This is a genomic window from Rahnella sp. R3(2024) (assembly GCF_042920125.1).
In the GTDB taxonomy this organism is placed as follows: Bacteria; Pseudomonadota; Gammaproteobacteria; order Enterobacterales; family Enterobacteriaceae; genus Rahnella; species Rahnella rivi.
In genome coordinates this window covers 2,180,350-2,197,666 of sequence record NZ_JBHGBU010000001.1, presented here as the reverse complement: position 1 = coordinate 2,197,666, position 17,317 = coordinate 2,180,350, and the positions used below count along the sequence as shown (strand labels likewise).

The window sequence follows — 17,317 nt, the reverse complement described above, 5'->3', positions numbered from 1 at the left end:
TTACGTCTGTAACTCCGTTATAACTCATTCATAAACGAAGTTATTTATCTTTCTATATCAGCCAGATAAATAGCTTCACAGCATCCTGTTCTTCACCTAGAATCAACTCACTATCTTCTAAATCAGATAATAGAATGCCTAACACTGAAGCCAAATATGCAGCGTTCACCCCCAGAAGAATTCTGCTGGTCAAACTCCGTCATCACGGAGATATGGTACTGACAACGCCGGTGATAAACAGGCTTCACCAGCATTATCCTGATGCTGAAATTGACGTGCTTTTGTATAAAGAAACACGGCCTATTCTGAGTGAACATCCTGCCATTTCAACGATTCATGTCATTGACAGAACATGGAAAAAACAAGGTATTCGGCATCAGCTGAAGCAGGAGTTTCTGTTACTTAAAGCGGTACGTTCCCGGCATTATGACCTGGTTATAAACCTCGCCGATCAGTGGCGCAGTTCACTGCTTTCGATGCTTTCAGGCGCGAAGGTCAGGCTGGGATTTGACTATAAAAAACGTCGCTCATTTATCTGGCGTGCCGGTCATACCGATTTAGTGACAACGGAAAACCACGGCAAATTGCATACCGTTGAGCAAAATATGTCGATCCTCACCGCGCTCGGCCTTTATGTCGAAAATGCCCAAACGTCGATGCATTATTCAGAAAGTGACAAAGCATTTTGCCAGCAGCTGCTGGAAACAAATCAGGTGAGTGGCGAATACATTGTGATTCAGCCAACCTCCCGCTGGATTTTCAAATGCTGGGATGACGACAAATTTGCCAGCGTAATCGACGGTCTGAGTGATACCGGCATGACTATCGTCATGACATCCGGCCCCGATAAAAAAGAGCTGCAGATGGTGAGCAAGATCCAGGATCTGACGCATAACCCTCAGGTTATTTCCGTCGCCGGACAGTTATCGCTGACACAACTTGCCGCCATGATTGACGGCGCGAAACTGTTTATTGGGGTGGATTCGGCGCCAATGCATATGGCCGCTGCACTCAATACACCTTGTGTCGCTTTGTTCGGGCCAACGAAAATGCAGCACTGGCGTCCATGGGGCAACCATAACACCACGATTTGGGCGGGCGATTACGCGCCGCTGCCCACCCCTGACTCTATTGATACGAAAACCCAGCAGCGATATCTGCATGCTATCCCGGTCAGCGACGTGCTGGATGCCGCCCGGAGCTATCTGCATGCCTGATTTGAAAATTATCCGGCTGGCGATCGTCAGACAAAAATACCGCCCGGATGGTGGCGCGGAGCGTTTCATCTCCCGCGCCCTCGAAGCGCTGGACGATCAAAACATCGAGCTCAATATCATCACCCGCCAGTGGGAAGGCAAACCTAATCCGAAATGGAAAATTCATCTGTGCAATCCGGCCAAACACAGCCGGGTGTCACGGGAGAAAGGCTTCGCAGCGGCCGCACAAACATGCTGGAAAGCGGCTCAGTTTGATATTGTTCAGAGCCATGAACGTATACCGGGTTGCGATATTTTCCGCGCAGGTGATGGCGCGCACCGCGTCTGGCTTGAACAGCGCGCGCGCATTATTTCTCCCGCCCAGCGTCTGCTGACACGCCTCAGTCCGTATCATCGCTATGTGCTCCACGCTGAAGAAGCGATGTTTCATTCGGCGGAATTGAAAAAAATCATCTGCAATTCAGAGATGGTAAAACGTGACATCATGCGTTGCTACGGCGTTGATGCGTCACGTTTTAGCGTTATTTATAACGCCATTGATGCAGAAAAATTTACGCCTGCGACAGATGAACAACGTCGTGAATCGCGGGTGAAGATGGCGATCCCGGAACAGGCTGTCGCGCTGATTTATGTGGGTTCAGGCTTCGAGCGCAAAGGGCTCAAACCGGCTATTCAGGCCATCGCCTCCAGTGACCGCTATCTCATCGTCGTCGGTCAGGATAAGGCGCAGAAGAAATATGAATCTCTTGCGCGTCAGTTAGGGTGTTTTGAGCGAATTCGGTTTATGGGCGTTCAAAATAATGTGCTGCCCTATTACCACGCGGCCGATGGCATGATCCTGCCAACACTGTATGACCCGTTTCCTAACGTGATCCTTGAAGCGATGGCCTGTGGTCTGCCGGTGATCACCAGCCAGACCTGTGGCGGCGCAGAGTTCATCACCGAAGGGCAAGAGGGTTATGTCTGCGATGCTTTGGATATCGTAAAACTGGCCGAATTTGTAAAAAGAATCCCTTCCCGCCTGGAAAATGCTCTGATGAGTCATGCGGCAAGAGAACGCATATTGCCTTATTCTCCAAAAAACCTTTCACAACAGCTGGTGGCGCTGTATCACTCGCTGCTTATCTGATGACGTTTACGCAGGCATGATGAGTCGATAGCACTTATCTGATACCATGTGCCTATCTAACCGCCGGGATTATGCTCACTCTATGAAATTGACTTTCCCTAACGCAATGCCTCCTAAAAAATGAATATTTTTTACAATATAATCATATATTTGATTCAGCCATTAATTTGGATCCGTTTACTGTTACGCAGCCGTAAATCACCGGCCTACCGTAAACGTTGGGCTGAACGTTATGGCTTTTGCAAAGGTAAAGTCGTACCTGGCGGCATCATGCTGCATTCTGTCTCGGTGGGCGAAACCCTCGCTGCGATCCCTTTGGTTCGCGCTTTGCGCCATCGCTATCCTTCATTGCCGATCACCGTCACCACCATGACCCCGACAGGCTCTGAACGCGTTCAGTCCGCCTTTGGCAAAGGTGTGCATCACGTCTATTTACCTTACGATCTGGCAGGATCGGTCAACCGATTCCTCGATGAAGTGAACCCGAAGCTGGTCATCATCATGGAAACCGAATTGTGGCCAAACCTCATCAGCGCGCTGCACCGCCGTAAAATCCCGCTTGTCATTGCCAATGCCCGGCTTTCCGCGCGGTCTGCAAAGGGCTATCAAAAACTCGGCAAATTCATTCGTACTATTTTGCAACGCATCACACTGATTGCTGCGCAAAATCAGGAGGACGGCGAACGGTTTCTCTCGCTGGGGTTGAAACGCAATCAGCTCGCCGTCACCGGCAGCCTGAAATTTGATATTTCGGTCACTCCGGAACTGGCTGCCAAAGCCATCGCACTGCGCAGCCAGTGGGCATCGCGGCGTCAGGTGTGGATTGCCACCAGCACGCATGAAGGTGAAGAAACGCTGCTGCTGGAAGCGCATAAAGAATTACTGAAAAACCATCCGACGCTGCTGTTAATTCTGGTACCGCGCCATCCGGAACGTTTCCCGGTTGCCTGTGAACTCACCCGTAAAGCCGGGCTGACATTCACCCAGCGCAGCACCGGCGAAGTGCCGTCCTCAGGCACGCAGGTGGTGATTGGCGATACCATGGGCGAATTAATGTTGCTGTACGGCATCGCCGACCTGGCCTTTGTCGGCGGCAGCCTGGTGGAACGCGGCGGGCATAATCCGCTGGAAGCCGCCGCACACGCAATTCCGGTTCTGATGGGGCCGCACACCATAAACTTCAAAGACATTTGCGCCAAACTGGCTCAGGACGATGGCCTGATCACCGTGACGGATACCGCATCGCTGGTGAAAGAGATTTCCACGCTGCTGACGGACGAAGATTATCGACTGTACTACGGGCGTCACGCCGTTGAAGTTCTGCACCAGAACCAGGGTGCGCTGCAACGACTGCTGCATTTACTGGAGCCTTACCTGCCTGTCCGGGGTCATTAATGGCTGACAAAAAGCGCTTATCTGTTGTACTGATTGCACGCAATGAAGCCGGTTTATTGCAGGAATGTCTGGAATCGGTGGCCTGGGCTGATGAGATCGTTCTGCTCGATTCCGGCAGTGAAGATGAAACAGTAGAGGTCGCGCGCAGTTTCGGTGCTCTGGTCTTCCGGAACGCTGAGTGGCCGGGTTTTGGTAAACAGCGACAGCTGGCACAAAGCCATGCCACCGGCGATTACATTTTGATGATCGATGCTGATGAGCGGGTATCTCCCGAACTTCGTCAGTCGATTGAAAATGCTCTCAAGGATCCACAGGAAAACACCGTTTACAGTCTCGGACGCAGCAATTTATTCCTCGGGAAATTTATGCGTCACAGCGGCTGGTATCCGGATCGCGTGAACCGTCTTTATCCGGCACATTTTCGTTATAACGATGATTTAGTTCATGAATCCCTTGAAACTGACGGGGCACGCGTCCTCCCGCTTCAGGGTGATTTGCTGCATCTGACATGCCGCGATTTCTTTGCCTTTCAGCGTAAACAGCTCGGCTATGCGCAAGCATGGGCTACCCAGCGTCATCAGCAAGGACGTCGCTGCAGTTTCTTCTCCGTAATATCCCATACGCTGGGCGCATTCGTGAAAACCTGGATCCTGCGCGCGGGTTTTCTGGATGGAAAGCAGGGTTTGATTCTGGCAGGCGTCAATGCCCAGTATACTTTCAATAAATATGCCGCCTTGTGGGCATTCAGCCAACCTCTGCAGAAGTGAGCCAGCATGACCACTAAAGCAATTTATCCCGGTACTTTTGACCCGATGACTAACGGGCATCTCGATATTGTCACCCGCGCAGCACTGATGTTCGATCACGTGATTCTGGCCATTGCCGCCAGCCCGGGCAAAAAACCCATGTTTACGCTCGATGAACGCGTTGCACTGGCAACCCAGGTCACCTCGCATCTGAATAATGTCGAAGTGATTGGATTCAGCGATTTGATGGCGAATTTTGCCAAAGCACAGGGGGCGAACGTGCTGGTGCGTGGATTACGCGCGGTATCAGATTTTGAATATGAGATGCAACTCGCCAATATGAACCGGCACTTACTGCCGACGCTGGAAAGCGTGTTCATGATGCCATCGAAAGAATGGTCGTTTATCTCCTCCTCTCTGGTGAAGGAAGTGGCGCGCCACGGTGGCGACATCACGCCTTTCCTGCCGCAAGAGGTCACTCAGGCACTGATGGAAAAAATCAGCGCCTGAAACCGGATCCTACCGCTGACAGCGCGGGCAGAAAAATGTGGTGCGTTGAGCATGTTTTTTACTCTCAATCAGCGTGCCACACACCCGGCAGGGTTCCCCCGCGCGGCCATAGACCTGGAGCTCCTGCGCGAAATACCCCGGCTTTCCATCAGACTGTAAAAAGTCTTTCAGCGTTGTTCCTCCCTGCTCAATTGAACGTAACAGAACAGCTTTGATTGTGCTGACCAGCAACGCCGTTTCTTCCCGCTTCAAAGAGTGCGCGGGTCTGTCCGGTGAGATGCCTGCAACAAAAAGGGATTCGCTGGCATAAATATTCCCGACACCGACCACCAGTTTGTTATCCATCAGCCAGGGCTTGATCGGCGATTTCCTGGTGCGTGATTTTTCAAACAGATAATCAGCGGTGAAATCCTCACTCAGCGGTTCCGGGCCAAGGTGGGCTAATACGTTACTGCCAGCCAGATCGGCTGACCATAGCCATGCGCCAAAACGACGGGGATCGGTATAACGCAGCACATGGCCGGTATCCATCACCAGATCGACGTGATCGTGTTTGCCCGGCTCAGTCTCTTCCGGCAATACCCGCAAACTGCCAGACATTCCCAGATGAATGATGATCCAGCCCGCGTTGAGCTCAACCAGCAGGTATTTTGCGCGACGTTGAACGCTGAGAACGGGCTGATCGCTTAATGCCAGAATTTCCGCAGAGACGGGCCAGCGTAATCGCGCATTACGCACCACGGCGTGCATAATCGTGTGGCCTTTAAGATAGGGCTCAATCCCCCGGCGGCTGGTTTCAACTTCAGGTAATTCAGGCATATCCTCTCCCGTAACAGAATCGAAATCAGAGTGTGTCGCAGACATCCGTCTCAGGCAAACAAAAGACGCCCGCAACCCGGACCTCAAATTTCAGGCAATAAAAAACCCGGCCGGAGCCGGGTTTTATTAATCCACTAAAATTATTTAATTTTAGCTTCTTTGTAGATCACGTGTTGACGGACAACTGGATCGAATTTCTTCAGTTCCAATTTTTCCGGCTTAGTACGCTTGTTCTTCGTAGTGGTATAGAAGTGACCAGTACCAGCAGAAGAAACCAGCTTGATCTTCTCGCGAACACCTTTAGCCATGATTCAGTTCCTTAATACTTCTCACCGCGGGTACGCAGATCGGCCAAGACCGTCTCAATACCCTTCTTATCAATAACACGCATACCTTTAGCAGATACGCGCAGAGTTACAAAGCGCTTCTCAGCCTCAACCCAAAAACGGTGTGAGTGCAGGTTTGGCAGAAAACGGCGTTTGGTCGCGTTCATTGCGTGGGAACGGTTGTTACCGCTCACCGGGCGCTTGCCAGTAACTTGGCAGACTCGGGACATGTCTATATCTCCAAAAATCAAATCAGCTCGAGCTTCGTATAGGGTATGGCCGCCTCGTCAGGCTTTTAGAGCCCATCTCAGCAAACTCCACTGAGAACCGACTCACTGTCGTCGGGTAAAAACCATTTCATCAGGTATGAAACCTGCTGAGATAGGCTCTTAACGCCAAACCCAAGATTCTCAAAGGTGGCGTAGTATACGCTCTGTAGCGTAAGTGCTCAAGTCCCGAACAGCTAAAGATCCCAAAGGATCTTTAAAAAACGACGCTAAATCCAACCGCGTTCGGCAAAAGACACCGTTTCTCCGTGACCTACAACCAAATGGTCGAGAACACGAATTTCCAGCAGTTGGCACGCACGAATAATTTGTTCAGTCACTTTTCTGTCCATCAGACTGGGTTCAGCCCGACCGGACGGATGATTATGCGCCAGAATTAACGCTGCCGCATTAACCTTCATCGCACCGCGAACAATTTCGCGGGGATACACTTCTACGTGCCCAATAGTACCAGCAAACATCTCCTCATGGCGAATAACCCGATGCTGGTTGTCGAGAAAAAGTACCAGAAAGACCTCTCTTTCACGAAAAACCAGCAAATTCTGCAGATACTCCCGAATAACCGACGGGCTAAGCATGGCATTTTCCGCACTGAGATGACGCAGATAGGCGCGGCGGGATAACTCAGACACCGCAACAAGCTGGGCATATTTTGCCACGCCCATGCCTTTAATACGTGACATCGCGTTAAAATCCGCCATCAGTAACTGATGGAGTGAGCCAAACTCATCGAGCAGATTTTTAGCCAGCTCCATCACATGCTGTCCGCGCGATCCGATGCGCAAATAAATCGCCAGCAGTTCCTGATCTGTCAGCCCTTTGGGGCCCTGCTCTAATAACTTTTCCCGTGGTTTCACCGTATCCGGCCAGCCGTTGTGCGATTTCGTCATCCTGACTCCTTTTTCGCGGCGATTGTGCCACAGCCCCGACCATCAGGCTTTTCGGCGTCTTCAGCTTGCGAGGCATCGCGCAGAAATCTTATTCAACCTCGTTCGGGTGTCGCCAATAGCTGTCATCATTGTGCGTTATGCTAAAATGTCGCTTCTTCAGGCTTTCAATCAATCGGACAATGATGATGACGGGACTTTCCGGCAAACATATTGTGCTCGGTATCAGCGGTGGTATCGCTGCCTATAAAGCACCAGAACTGGTACGTCGCTTACGCGAGCGTGGCGCGGAAGTACGCGTAGTGATGACAGATGCGGCTAAATCTTTTGTGACACCACTGAGCCTGCAAGCGGTTTCCGGCTATCCGGTGTCTGATGACCTGCTTGATCCGGCAGCCGAAGCGGCGATGGGTCACATCGAATTAGGTAAATGGGCTGATTTAGTGCTGATCGCGCCCGCTACGGCCGATTTACTGGCACGCATGGCTGCAGGTATGGCTAATGACCTGCTGACCACGGTTTGCCTGGCAACCGCGGCCCCCATTGCAGTGCTTCCGGCGATGAATCAGCAGATGTATCGCGCGACCGTCACGCAGGAGAATCTGCAACGGATTGCAGCAAGAGGCACCTTGTTATGGGGCCCTGACAGCGGAAGCCAGGCCTGTGGCGATATTGGTCCGGGACGAATGCTCGATCCCCTGGTCATTGTCGATATGGCAATCAACCATTTCTCCGTACGCCAGGATCTGGCGCATCTGAACATTATGGTGACGGCAGGCCCGACGCGTGAAGCGCTGGATCCGGTTCGCTTCATCAGTAATCACAGTTCAGGAAAAATGGGTTTTGCTATTGCGCAAGCCGCCGCCAATCGCGGTGCGAAAGTCACACTTATCGCCGGCCCGGTGACGCAACCGACACCCGCGAATGTCCGGCGTGTAGATGTGGAAAGCGCACTGGAGATGCAACACGCTGTGCAGCTTTCTGCCAGTTCACAGCATATTTTTATCTCCTGTGCCGCGGTTGCAGACTACCGTGCTGAACTGATTGCTGATGAGAAAATCAAAAAGCAAGGCGATGAAATCACAGTCAAAATGATTAAAAACCCTGACATTGTTGCCGGCGTGGCGGCGATGACAGAAAACCGGCCGTATGTCGTGGGGTTTGCCGCCGAAACCCAGAATGTGGAAGAATACGCGCGGCAAAAAAGGATCCGTAAGAATCTGGATCTGATTTGCGCCAACGATGTTTCACTTGCCGGGCAAGGTTTTAATACCGATAGCAATGCCCTGCATCTTTTTTGGCAGGACGGGGATAAAATCTTACCGCTTAGCGATAAATCCCTGCTTGGCCAACGTTTATTAGAAGAGATTGTCAGCCGTTATGATGAAAAAAATCGACATTAAAATTCTCGACCCGCGCATCGGTTCGACTTTCCCTTTACCGGCTTACGCCACGCCAGGGTCTGCAGGTCTGGATTTACGCGCCTGTCTGGATGCTTCTGTTGAACTCAAACCCGGCGAAACCACGCTGCTGCCAACCGGTCTGGCAATTCACATTGGTGATGCAAACCTGGCAGCGGTGATCCTGCCGCGCTCTGGTTTGGGGCATAAACATGGCGTGGTACTGGGCAATTTAGTGGGTCTGATTGACTCCGATTATCAGGGACAGTTGATGGTTTCCGTCTGGAACCGTGGGCAAACAACGTTCGTGATTGAACCGGGCGAGCGAATCGCACAAATGGTCTTTGTGCCTGTGGTTCAGGCTGAATTCAATCTGGTGGAAGATTTCAACGCCAGTGAACGCGGTGAAGGTGGTTTTGGCCACTCCGGCCGTCAATAAGAACCTGTTCAGCACCGCAGATTTTGACGCGATATTGAACAGATCCTTATCACTATCAGACCGTAACAACACCAAGGGAACGAAAAAAGCCGCAGGATCATAGCGATTCATGCGGCAGTTGTGCGGTTTCTCCATGATTTTAGCCGTTTTTTAGCAAGGGTCTATTCAGACATGGCAGAGAAAGAAACGACAAAAAGGAACCGGCGCGAAGAGATTTTGCAGGCGTTAGCGCAAATGCTTCAGTCCAGTGATGGCAGCCAGCGGATCACGACCGCAAAACTCGCTGCCAGCGTAGGTGTTTCGGAAGCAGCTCTTTATCGTCATTTTCCCAGTAAAACGCGGATGTTTGACAGCTTAATCGAGTTTATTGAAGACAGCCTGATCTCGCGTATCAATCTCATCTTGCAGGATGAAAAGGATACGTTGAACCGGATCCGTCTGATTTTGCTGCTGGTTCTGGGTTTTGCAGAACGCAATCCGGGCCTGACACGCATCATGACCGGACATGCTTTGATGTTTGAACAGGACCGCCTGCAGGGCCGCATCAATCAGCTCTTTGAGCGAATTGAAGCCCAGTTGCGTCAGGTACTGCGGGAAAAGAAAATGCGTGAAGGCAGCGGGTTTACCTATGATGAAACGCTGCTCGCCAGCCAGTTGCTGGCTTACTGTGAAGGGATGTTATCGCGGTTTGTGCGCTCAGAGTTTAAGTACCGTCCCACGCAGGATTTTGATACGCGCTGGCCGCTCATCTCGGCTCAGTTGCAATAACGTCGCGTCGAAATAATGTGTCAGATGTTAAAAAGGGCCTTTCGGCCCTTTTTCATTTTTGGCGAATCTTAAACGCCGTACGTCTGCTGATATGCACGCACAGCCGCCAGATGGTCAGCCATTTCGGTTTTTTCTTCCAGATAGTCGATGAGATCTGCCAGCGTAATAATAGAAATCACTTTGCAATGGTAGTCGCGTTCAACTTCCTGAATGGCGGAGATATCAGCGCGTCCGCGTTCCTGACGATCCAGGGAAATCAGAACCCCGGCGAGCGTCGCGTGGTTCGCATTGATGATTTCCATAGACTCACGAATGGCTGTTCCCGCCGTGATCACATCATCAACCAGCATGACGCGCCCTTGCAGCGGGCTGCCTACCAGTAAACCGCCTTCGCCATGATCTTTGGCTTCTTTACGGTTGAAGCAATAAGGCACATCGCGCTCATGATGCTCAGCCAGCGCAACGGCAGTGGTCGTCGCGATCGGGATACCTTTGTAAGCCGGGCCAAACACTAAATCGAAATCAATTTTTGAATCCATCAATGCTTCGGCATAGAAACGTCCCAGTAACGCCAGATCGCGTCCGGTATTAAACAGACCGGCATTGAAGAAGTAAGGGCTGATGCGCCCGGACTTCAGGGTGAATTCGCCGAATTTCAAAACCTGCTTGTTCAGTGCGAACTCAATAAATTGGCGCTGATAGGCTTTCATTGATGGTCTCCTCGATAATCTCGTATTTCTGACATTGTCAGCCCGCAGGCCATAAAAAAGGCGACTTCTTAGTCGCCTTAAAAAATCATTCCGCCAGTGCCGCTTTCTGCGCCTGGAAGATTGTGTCGATTCCCTCTCGCGCGAGGGCCAGTAAATTGAGTAACTCTTCGTGGCTGAACGGCTCGCCTTCGGCAGTGCCCTGCACTTCGATCATGCGGCCATCTTCCATCATCACCACGTTCATGTCGGTTTCAGCAGCGGAGTCCTCTACATACTCAAGGTCGCACAGCGCTTCACCCTTAACAATACCGACAGAAACCGCCGCGACCATGCCTTTCATCGGATTGGCTTTAAGTTTACCCGCAGCGACCAGCGCATTCAGCGCATCGGCCAGCGCAACGCAAGCACCCGAGATAGACGCAGTACGCGTACCGCCGTCAGCCTGTAAAACATCACAGTCGAGGGTGATGGTGAATTCACCGAGTTTTTTCAAATCCACTGCGGCACGAAGAGAACGTGCGATCAGGCGCTGGATTTCGAGAGTACGACCACCCTGTTTGCCTTTAGCGGCTTCACGCGGATTACGGGTATGAGTAGAACGCGGCAGCATCCCATATTCTGCAGTGATCCAGCCCTGGCCCTGGCCTTTCAGAAAACGCGGAACGCCTTCTTCTACCGTTGCGGTACACAGCACTTTAGTTTCACCAAACTCCACCAGCACGGAACCTTCAGCGTGTTTAGTGTAATGGCGGGTCAGTGTTACGGGGCGCACTTGTTGTGCATTTCGGCCTGCTGGACGCATGGGATAGTACTCCGGGTCGCAAATCATGTTTGGCTGCGCATTATACGGACTTCATGAGGTAATGCCTATCATGACCCGTCCACCGAGGCTATAATCCCTCCATCTTTACATTAACAGGTACGCATACATGATTCGTAGTATGACCGCTTATGCACGACGCGAAATTAAGGGTGACTGGGGCAGCGCAGCGTGGGAACTCCGCTCGGTAAACCAACGTTATCTGGAAACTTATATCCGTCTTCCGGAGCAATTCCGCAGCCTGGAGCCGGTCGTTCGCGAACGCATTCGTGCCCGTCTGACCCGTGGTAAAGTCGAATGTAATCTGCGTTTTGACCTCGATCCGGGTGCACAAAGCTCATTGCAGCTGAACGAAAAACTGGCTAAACAGCTGGTAGAAGCCGCGCAGTGGGTAAAAATGCAAAGTGACGAAGGTGAAATTAATCCACTGGAAGTTCTGCGCTGGCCTGGCGTAATGCTGGCCGAAGAACAAGATCTGGACGCTATCAGCACCGAGTTGCTGCAGGCACTGGAAACCGCTCTGGATGATTTCATCAGCGCCCGTGAAAGCGAAGGTGCCGCTCTGAAAGTGATGATCGAACAGCGTCTTGACGGTGTCAGCGCAGAAGTGCTGAAGGTCCGCGCCCATATGCCTAATATTCTGCAATGGCAGCGTGAGCGTCTGGTCAGCAAACTGGAAGATGCGCAGGTACAGCTGGAAAACACACGATTGGAGCAAGAGTTAGTGCTGATGGCTCAGCGTGTTGATGTGGCCGAAGAGCTGGACCGGCTTGAAGCGCATGTCAAAGAAACGCATAAAATCATGAAGAAAGAAGAAGCCGTCGGCCGTCGGCTTGATTTCATGATGCAGGAATTTAACCGCGAGTCGAACACGCTGGCGTCAAAATCAATTAATGCCGATGTCACCACATCAGCCATCGAGCTGAAAGTGTTGATCGAACAGATGCGCGAACAGATTCAGAACATCGAGTAATTTATTTGTACCGATGTAATAAAAACGCCTCAGGTCATCACAACCCGAGGCGTTTTTTTTTGTGTCAGCGGTGAGGGGGATTACTTTTCCCAGCGCTTGAGCAGTACGCAGGCGTTCACGCCGCCGAAACCAAAACCGTTCGACAAAGCATAGGTAATGCCATGTTTCTGCGCAGTATTACCGATGATATTCAGACCGGCAGCAGCATCATCTTTGTTTTCCAGATTCAACGTTGGCGGAACAATCTGGTCACGGATAGCCAGAATCGTGAAGATAGTTTCCAGCCCCCCCGCTGCGCCCAATAAATGACCGGTCGCTGATTTAGTCGAGGTCACGGCCAGTTTACCATCAGTCCCGAACAGGGTTTTAATCGCGTTGATTTCACCCAGATCGCCGACCGGTGTAGATGTGGCGTGAGCATTTAGATGCTGTACGTCTGAAGGCTGAATACCCGCCTGACGCAACGCAATTTTCATCGCGCGACCTGCGCCATTCCCGTCTTCTGCACCTGAAGTCATGTGATAAGCATCACCGCTTGTGCCGTAACCGACGATCTCAGCCAGGATAGTCGCACCACGGGCTTTTGCGTGTTCCAGCTCTTCGATGACCAGCATACCGGCGCCTTCACCCATGATGAAACCATCACGGCCACTGTCGAACGGACGGGATGCTTTCTCAGGATGATCGGTATGACCCGCTGACATCGCTTTCGCGGCAGCAAAACCACCCAGGCTGACGGTATCGATCGCCGCTTCAGCGCCACCGCACAATGCAACATCCGCCTCATCGTTACGAATCAAACGCACTGCATCGCCGATCGCCTGAACGCCTGCCGCACATGCGGTTACCGGAGCACCAATAGGGCCTTTAAACTGATGTTTAATGGAAACCTGACCGGCTGCCAGATTCACCAGGAATGAAGGAATGGTGAACGGAGACAAACGCTTAGCGCCACGACTGTCGTTGGTACGAACGGCATGGGCGATGGCCGGAAATCCGCCGATACCAGAACCGATGACGGTCGCGGTACGTTCCTGCTGCTCAGCGGTTTCAGCTTTCCAGCCCGCATGAGTGATCGCCATTTCGGCTGCGGCCATGGCAAACAGAATGAAGCGGTCCATTTTTTTCTGGTCTTTCGGCACGACAAACAGGTCCGGATCGAAACCAGACTCAGGGTCCTGTTCTTTAGTTTGCACCTGACCGCCGATTTTCACGCTCAGCGTTTCAACAATCTCATCCGGCAATACACGGATACCAGACTGACCGGCCAGCAGGCGCTTCCAGATAGTTTCGATATCACAGCCCAGAGGACTCACAGCCCCCATGCCGGTAATCACTACTCGACGATGAGTCATAAAATGTTCCTTCCTGTCCGTTAATGCATACGTTTTTGCAGGGGTTTTGATTCGTCCGGCAGAAACAGGGTCTTTAAAAGCTGACAGTATGTGACGAATTACGGTTTTGTAAACCCGTAACCCGAAAATTTTGTCTTCGTTATTTCGCCAGGCTTCGTAAAACCAGGCTGGTGATAGCGGTTACGCGTTCTTCCAGCTGCTCGGGGGTTTTCTGTTCCAGCAGCAGCGGATGTGAGAACGGCGTCGTCACGGTAGTGATCGCCATACAGACTTCATCCAGCGGCGTTTTACGCTCAAACTCTCCGGATTCGCGACCGTCCGTGACAATTTTCTCAATGATGCTGTACATCGTAGCGCGATGATTTAACGTCGATTTCCATTGTTGAGCAGAGGCTATCGCAGCAAGATCATGCAGCTTTCTGTCCTGAAAGAAGAGATCAAGACTACGCGTAAGCAGTGTTCTAAACAGGGATCGCAGGCGCAGAGTGGCACTTTGGTCACTTTGTGCAATTAGTAATAGCGCATGATCAATTTGTCCGACACGTTGAGAACATATCGCTTCGCCAATGGCCTGTTTAGACTCAAAAAATTTATAAATATAAGCACTTGAGACACCGATGGATTTTGCCAGATCGGCCACCGACGTTTTGGCATAACCGTAAAGCCGGAAATGCTCAAATGCTGCGTTGATGATCTGCTCACGCCGTTCATGTTCGGCAGGTCCACGCTGAGTTAACGCAACCGGAATATCAGGTTTCATAAACTCCTCCGGATAGGTAAAGCAATTAAACGATGTGTGAGTGGGTAACGATTATACATATTCGTCACTATTTAGCAGAAGATATTTCCTGACAGGTTAAGAGGAAGTCGTAGGCCTGAGAGAGGTAGAGTGGCCTGTAAACAAGTCAGCAATGACGATTTTTCTAATCTAAAATTATTGCTGCCTCACTAAAATCCTTATACACCTGATGATTGAACACCTTTTCACATTAGTTTTAGTAATTTTAAAAACGATACAAAAGAAAAAATCAGTCGAGAGGAATTTAAAACCTGATTACTCTACGCGGCTACTGTTTCCTCATTTCTGACCCGTCCGGCGCACACTCATGTTACTCACTGTTCTTTATATTATTGGTATCACCGCAGAAGCCATGACCGGTGCTTTAGCTGCCGGACGTCGCAAGATGGACTCTTTTGGCGTCATCATTATCGCCTCTGCCACCGCCATTGGCGGAGGTTCAGTACGTGACATGCTGCTGGGGCATTATCCACTCGGCTGGGTAAAACATCCTGAATACATAATCATTGTTGCCTTTGCAGCCCTCCTGACGACCTGGCTTGCGCCATTAATGCAGCATCTGCGAAAGCTGTTTTTAGTGCTGGATGCGCTGGGTCTGGTGGTGTTCTCTATTATCGGGACTCAGGTCGCGCTTGATATGGGCCATGGCGCTATTATCGCTTCCGTGTGTGCGGTGATAACCGGCGTCTTCGGGGGTGTATTGCGGGACATGATGTGCAACCAGATCCCGCTGGTGTTTCAGAAAGAGATTTACGCAGGGATTTCATTCGCCTCGGCATGGGTTTATATCGGTCTGCAGTATTTCGCTATGCCGCATAACCTGGTGATCATCATTACCCTGCTGGTGGGTTTTGTCGCCCGCCTGATTGCGTTGCGATTTCGCCTCGGATTGCCCGTCTTTAATTATCCGCATTCGGATCACGACTAAGTTCCCGGCACGTTGCCCGTCACTGAAACGCGGGCACCTTTGCCTGCCTTAACGCTTCCGTTAATGCCATGACCTGCGGATGATGTATGAAGTCCGCGATTTGCCCGGTGCGTTTTTGTCCGATACCTGCGGCCGTTTCCCAGTCTTGTGGCGTCATTTCCTGAAGATGATTCCAGGAAGGCTGTTGCCCGGCAAATTTCACGGCAAAAGAGGGGAAACCCAACGCGGAAAGCCAGTGCCTGAAGCTTTTATTCCGCGCCAGCTGAATTTGCGCCATCAACTTCTTCGCCTGTTTAATGCCTATCCCCGGTACAGCTGACATCACGTCTTCATTCAGACCTAGCCAGTCGGTCAAAGAGTTGAGAGGAACGCCCTCAAGCAGTTTTTGCCAGGTGGCTCCCCCGAAGCCAGCCATATCCAGCGATTCCGGACCACTTAACCAGATTAGCCGTGAGAGAAACTGCTGTTTGCAGCCTGGCTCTGGCGTAAAACAGGAAAGTGCCCCGTAGGATTCAGGATCTGGCAATACACTTTCTGTGCGCTCGCGTACCCGCCACACGACATCATCCAGCCGCGGGATCCCCTGCCCGGCCAGTGAAACCGCCACCTGATCTCCTGCGATGACATCCCATTGCTTAAACCGGGAGATGGAACCCACATTCACTTTGCTTACCCACTTATCATCGAGCCTGAGTGGTTTCAGGTTCAGAATCACCGTCACCTTTCCACTTCGTCCGATGGTTGTGCTAACCCCGGCAACTTCCGTGAGTGCTTTGGCAGGCGGATATTTCCATGCAACCGCCCAGGTAGCAGGTTTATTTTGCCAATATTTACCTGCGGGTTCTTCTTCCTGCCGGATAACGACACCGTCGGTAGCGAACGGGAGAGGTTGGGTAAACCAGTTTTGCCGCCATTTATCGACATCATCCACCGAATGCACCGGAATCGTGAACTGGCCAACGACCGGGAATCCGAGCAGGCTTAACTGCCCCAGATGATCGGTCATCGTGGTCGGGCCGTTTGGCCATGACCAGATAAACACGCCCACGTGCGACAGCAGCTCAGTGCCGGTGGTGCGCATCATGGCTCCCGCGACTTTGGATCTCGCATTCATGCCTCCCGCAACACTCTGCTGATGACCGGTCATCTTCAGATAAAGTTCGCCCTGCAAAACCAGCTCGGGGCGGGTATCCGGGATTTTGAGGGGGATGGACGGTATTGAAGGCACTTTGGCTGTCCAGTTTTGACCTTTTGCCCCGTCCCCACGGCTTAACAGCGCAGCAAGCTGCCCGTGCCGGTAGACGAGTGAGATGGCAATTCCGTCGACTTTGGGCTGCACCCAGAGATTTTTACGCCCGCGCATCCAGCCTGAAACCGCTTGCTTATCACGCAGTTTGTTAAGGCCGGTATGAGCTACCGGATGGGGATAAAGATCATTCACACCAACAGGTACTCCCGCGTCTTCTGAAGACTGACCGGCACATTGCAGCCACAAACGCTGTTTTTGGCGCAAATTATCGTAAACCGCATCTTCAACCGGGCTGCTGCCGGACTGGTGATAATCTTTGTCCCATTGCGCGAGTTGCGCCGTCAGTTGCCGGGTTTCCTGAGTCAGTTGCGCTGATGACCATGCTGGGCAATCCTGCGGCAGCTCATTATTGGCGGGTACATAAAATGGCAGAAAGAACAGGCTGATAAGAAATACGATCCGGCGCATAGGCACCTCCTTGTGGCCGCCAGTAAACGCCAGTGTTTTCTTCGCTGCCAGCGCCACTTTTCATCTTTGCGGGATGCCTTCCTGCTTATTTA

At 51.6% G+C, this 17,317-nt stretch carries 19 protein-coding genes; 10 read left to right on the top strand and 9 right to left on the bottom strand.

Annotated elements, in window-relative coordinates:
• Positions 1–134 precede the first annotated feature (134 nt).
• From rfaQ to coaD, 5 genes are all read left to right on the top strand, one after another.
• The gene (gene rfaQ, locus ABSH60_RS09975; protein WP_390973793.1) at positions 135–1,217 is read left to right on the top strand and encodes a putative lipopolysaccharide heptosyltransferase III; all 1,083 of its coding nucleotides are present in this window, start codon (positions 135–137) and stop codon (positions 1,215–1,217) included.
• Position 1,218: 1 nt separating this feature from the next.
• Entirely contained in the window at positions 1,219–2,346 is a 1,128-nt protein-coding gene (locus tag ABSH60_RS09970) for a glycosyltransferase (RefSeq protein ID WP_390975722.1), read from the top strand.
• A 120-nt stretch (positions 2,347–2,466) separates the two neighbouring features.
• Positions 2,467–3,741: a lipid IV(A) 3-deoxy-D-manno-octulosonic acid transferase gene (waaA, locus tag ABSH60_RS09965; protein WP_056774466.1), complete on the top strand. Its 1,275-nt coding sequence runs from the start codon at positions 2,467–2,469 to the stop codon at positions 3,739–3,741.
• Positions 3,741–4,508, top strand: a complete 768-nt coding sequence (locus ABSH60_RS09960) for a glycosyltransferase (protein WP_390973791.1) — start codon at positions 3,741–3,743, stop codon at positions 4,506–4,508. The genes waaA and ABSH60_RS09960 overlap by 1 nt, the downstream gene beginning before the upstream one ends.
• 6 nt (positions 4,509–4,514) lie before the next feature.
• Positions 4,515–4,997 (top strand): pantetheine-phosphate adenylyltransferase, encoded by a 483-nt coding sequence (coaD, locus tag ABSH60_RS09955; protein WP_136376048.1) that lies wholly within the window; start codon positions 4,515–4,517, stop codon positions 4,995–4,997.
• 9 nt (positions 4,998–5,006) lie between these two features.
• On the opposite strand, the gene mutM is transcribed toward coaD, so the two are convergent.
• The 4 genes from mutM to radC all read right to left on the bottom strand — a co-directional run bounded on the left by mutM (position 5,007) and on the right by radC (position 7,319).
• A complete protein-coding gene (gene mutM / locus ABSH60_RS09950) occupies positions 5,007–5,816 on the bottom strand; it encodes a bifunctional DNA-formamidopyrimidine glycosylase/DNA-(apurinic or apyrimidinic site) lyase (protein ID WP_390973788.1) in 810 nt (269 codons plus the stop codon).
• Positions 5,817–5,956: 140 nt separating this feature from the next.
• Positions 5,957–6,124: a 50S ribosomal protein L33 gene (gene rpmG, locus ABSH60_RS09945; RefSeq protein ID WP_004392084.1), complete on the bottom strand. Its 168-nt coding sequence runs from the start codon at positions 6,122–6,124 to the stop codon at positions 5,957–5,959.
• Between the two features lie 11 nt (positions 6,125–6,135).
• On the bottom strand, positions 6,136–6,372 hold the full coding sequence (gene rpmB / locus ABSH60_RS09940) for a 50S ribosomal protein L28 (RefSeq protein WP_004953342.1): 237 nt from the start codon (positions 6,370–6,372) through the stop codon (positions 6,136–6,138).
• 266 nt (positions 6,373–6,638) lie between these two features.
• Positions 6,639–7,319 carry a DNA repair protein RadC gene (gene radC, locus ABSH60_RS09935; protein WP_390973785.1) on the bottom strand — a complete coding sequence of 227 codons (681 nt, stop codon included), beginning with the start codon at positions 7,317–7,319 and terminating at the stop codon, positions 6,639–6,641.
• A 182-nt stretch (positions 7,320–7,501) separates the two neighbouring features.
• On the opposite strand from radC, the gene coaBC reads away from it, so the two are divergent.
• From coaBC to slmA, 3 genes are all read left to right on the top strand, one after another.
• Positions 7,502–8,719: a bifunctional phosphopantothenoylcysteine decarboxylase/phosphopantothenate--cysteine ligase CoaBC gene (gene coaBC / locus ABSH60_RS09930; protein ID WP_390975720.1), complete on the top strand. Its 1,218-nt coding sequence runs from the start codon at positions 7,502–7,504 to the stop codon at positions 8,717–8,719.
• The gene (gene dut, locus ABSH60_RS09925) at positions 8,697–9,155 is read left to right on the top strand and encodes a dUTP diphosphatase (RefSeq protein ID WP_056774445.1); all 459 of its coding nucleotides are present in this window, start codon (positions 8,697–8,699) and stop codon (positions 9,153–9,155) included. The genes coaBC and dut overlap by 23 nt, the downstream gene beginning before the upstream one ends.
• Before the next feature lie 171 nt (positions 9,156–9,326).
• Positions 9,327–9,923: a nucleoid occlusion factor SlmA gene (gene slmA / locus ABSH60_RS09920; RefSeq protein WP_056774442.1), complete on the top strand. Its 597-nt coding sequence runs from the start codon at positions 9,327–9,329 to the stop codon at positions 9,921–9,923.
• Positions 9,924–9,991: 68 nt separating this feature from the next.
• Here slmA and pyrE read toward each other — a convergent pair whose 3' ends face one another.
• The gene (gene pyrE, locus ABSH60_RS09915; RefSeq protein WP_056774439.1) at positions 9,992–10,633 is read right to left on the bottom strand and encodes an orotate phosphoribosyltransferase; all 642 of its coding nucleotides are present in this window, start codon (positions 10,631–10,633) and stop codon (positions 9,992–9,994) included.
• 85 nt (positions 10,634–10,718) lie between these two features.
• Entirely contained in the window at positions 10,719–11,435 is a 717-nt protein-coding gene (rph, locus tag ABSH60_RS09910) for a ribonuclease PH (protein WP_056777524.1), read from the bottom strand.
• Positions 11,436–11,562: 127 nt separating this feature from the next.
• Between rph and ABSH60_RS09905 the strand changes: the two genes are divergently transcribed.
• Positions 11,563–12,426: a YicC/YloC family endoribonuclease gene (locus ABSH60_RS09905; RefSeq protein WP_122097101.1), complete on the top strand. Its 864-nt coding sequence runs from the start codon at positions 11,563–11,565 to the stop codon at positions 12,424–12,426.
• 80 nt (positions 12,427–12,506) lie between these two features.
• On the opposite strand, the gene fabF is transcribed toward ABSH60_RS09905, so the two are convergent.
• Together fabF and ABSH60_RS09895 are read right to left on the bottom strand one after the other, a co-directional pair.
• Positions 12,507–13,781, bottom strand: coding sequence for a beta-ketoacyl-ACP synthase II (fabF, locus tag ABSH60_RS09900; RefSeq protein WP_183850487.1), 1,275 nt, complete (start codon positions 13,779–13,781; stop codon positions 12,507–12,509).
• Between the two features lie 139 nt (positions 13,782–13,920).
• Positions 13,921–14,541 (bottom strand): TetR/AcrR family transcriptional regulator, encoded by a 621-nt coding sequence (locus tag ABSH60_RS09895; RefSeq protein ID WP_056777535.1) that lies wholly within the window; start codon positions 14,539–14,541, stop codon positions 13,921–13,923.
• Between the two features lie 346 nt (positions 14,542–14,887).
• On the opposite strand from ABSH60_RS09895, the gene ABSH60_RS09890 reads away from it, so the two are divergent.
• Complete coding sequence (locus tag ABSH60_RS09890; RefSeq protein ID WP_056777538.1) at positions 14,888–15,508, top strand: trimeric intracellular cation channel family protein; 621 nt, start codon at positions 14,888–14,890, stop codon at positions 15,506–15,508.
• 19 nt (positions 15,509–15,527) lie between these two features.
• On the opposite strand, the gene ligB is transcribed toward ABSH60_RS09890, so the two are convergent.
• On the bottom strand, positions 15,528–17,225 hold the full coding sequence (gene ligB / locus ABSH60_RS09885) for an NAD-dependent DNA ligase LigB (RefSeq protein ID WP_390973781.1): 1,698 nt from the start codon (positions 17,223–17,225) through the stop codon (positions 15,528–15,530).
• Positions 17,226–17,317 lie beyond the last annotated feature (92 nt).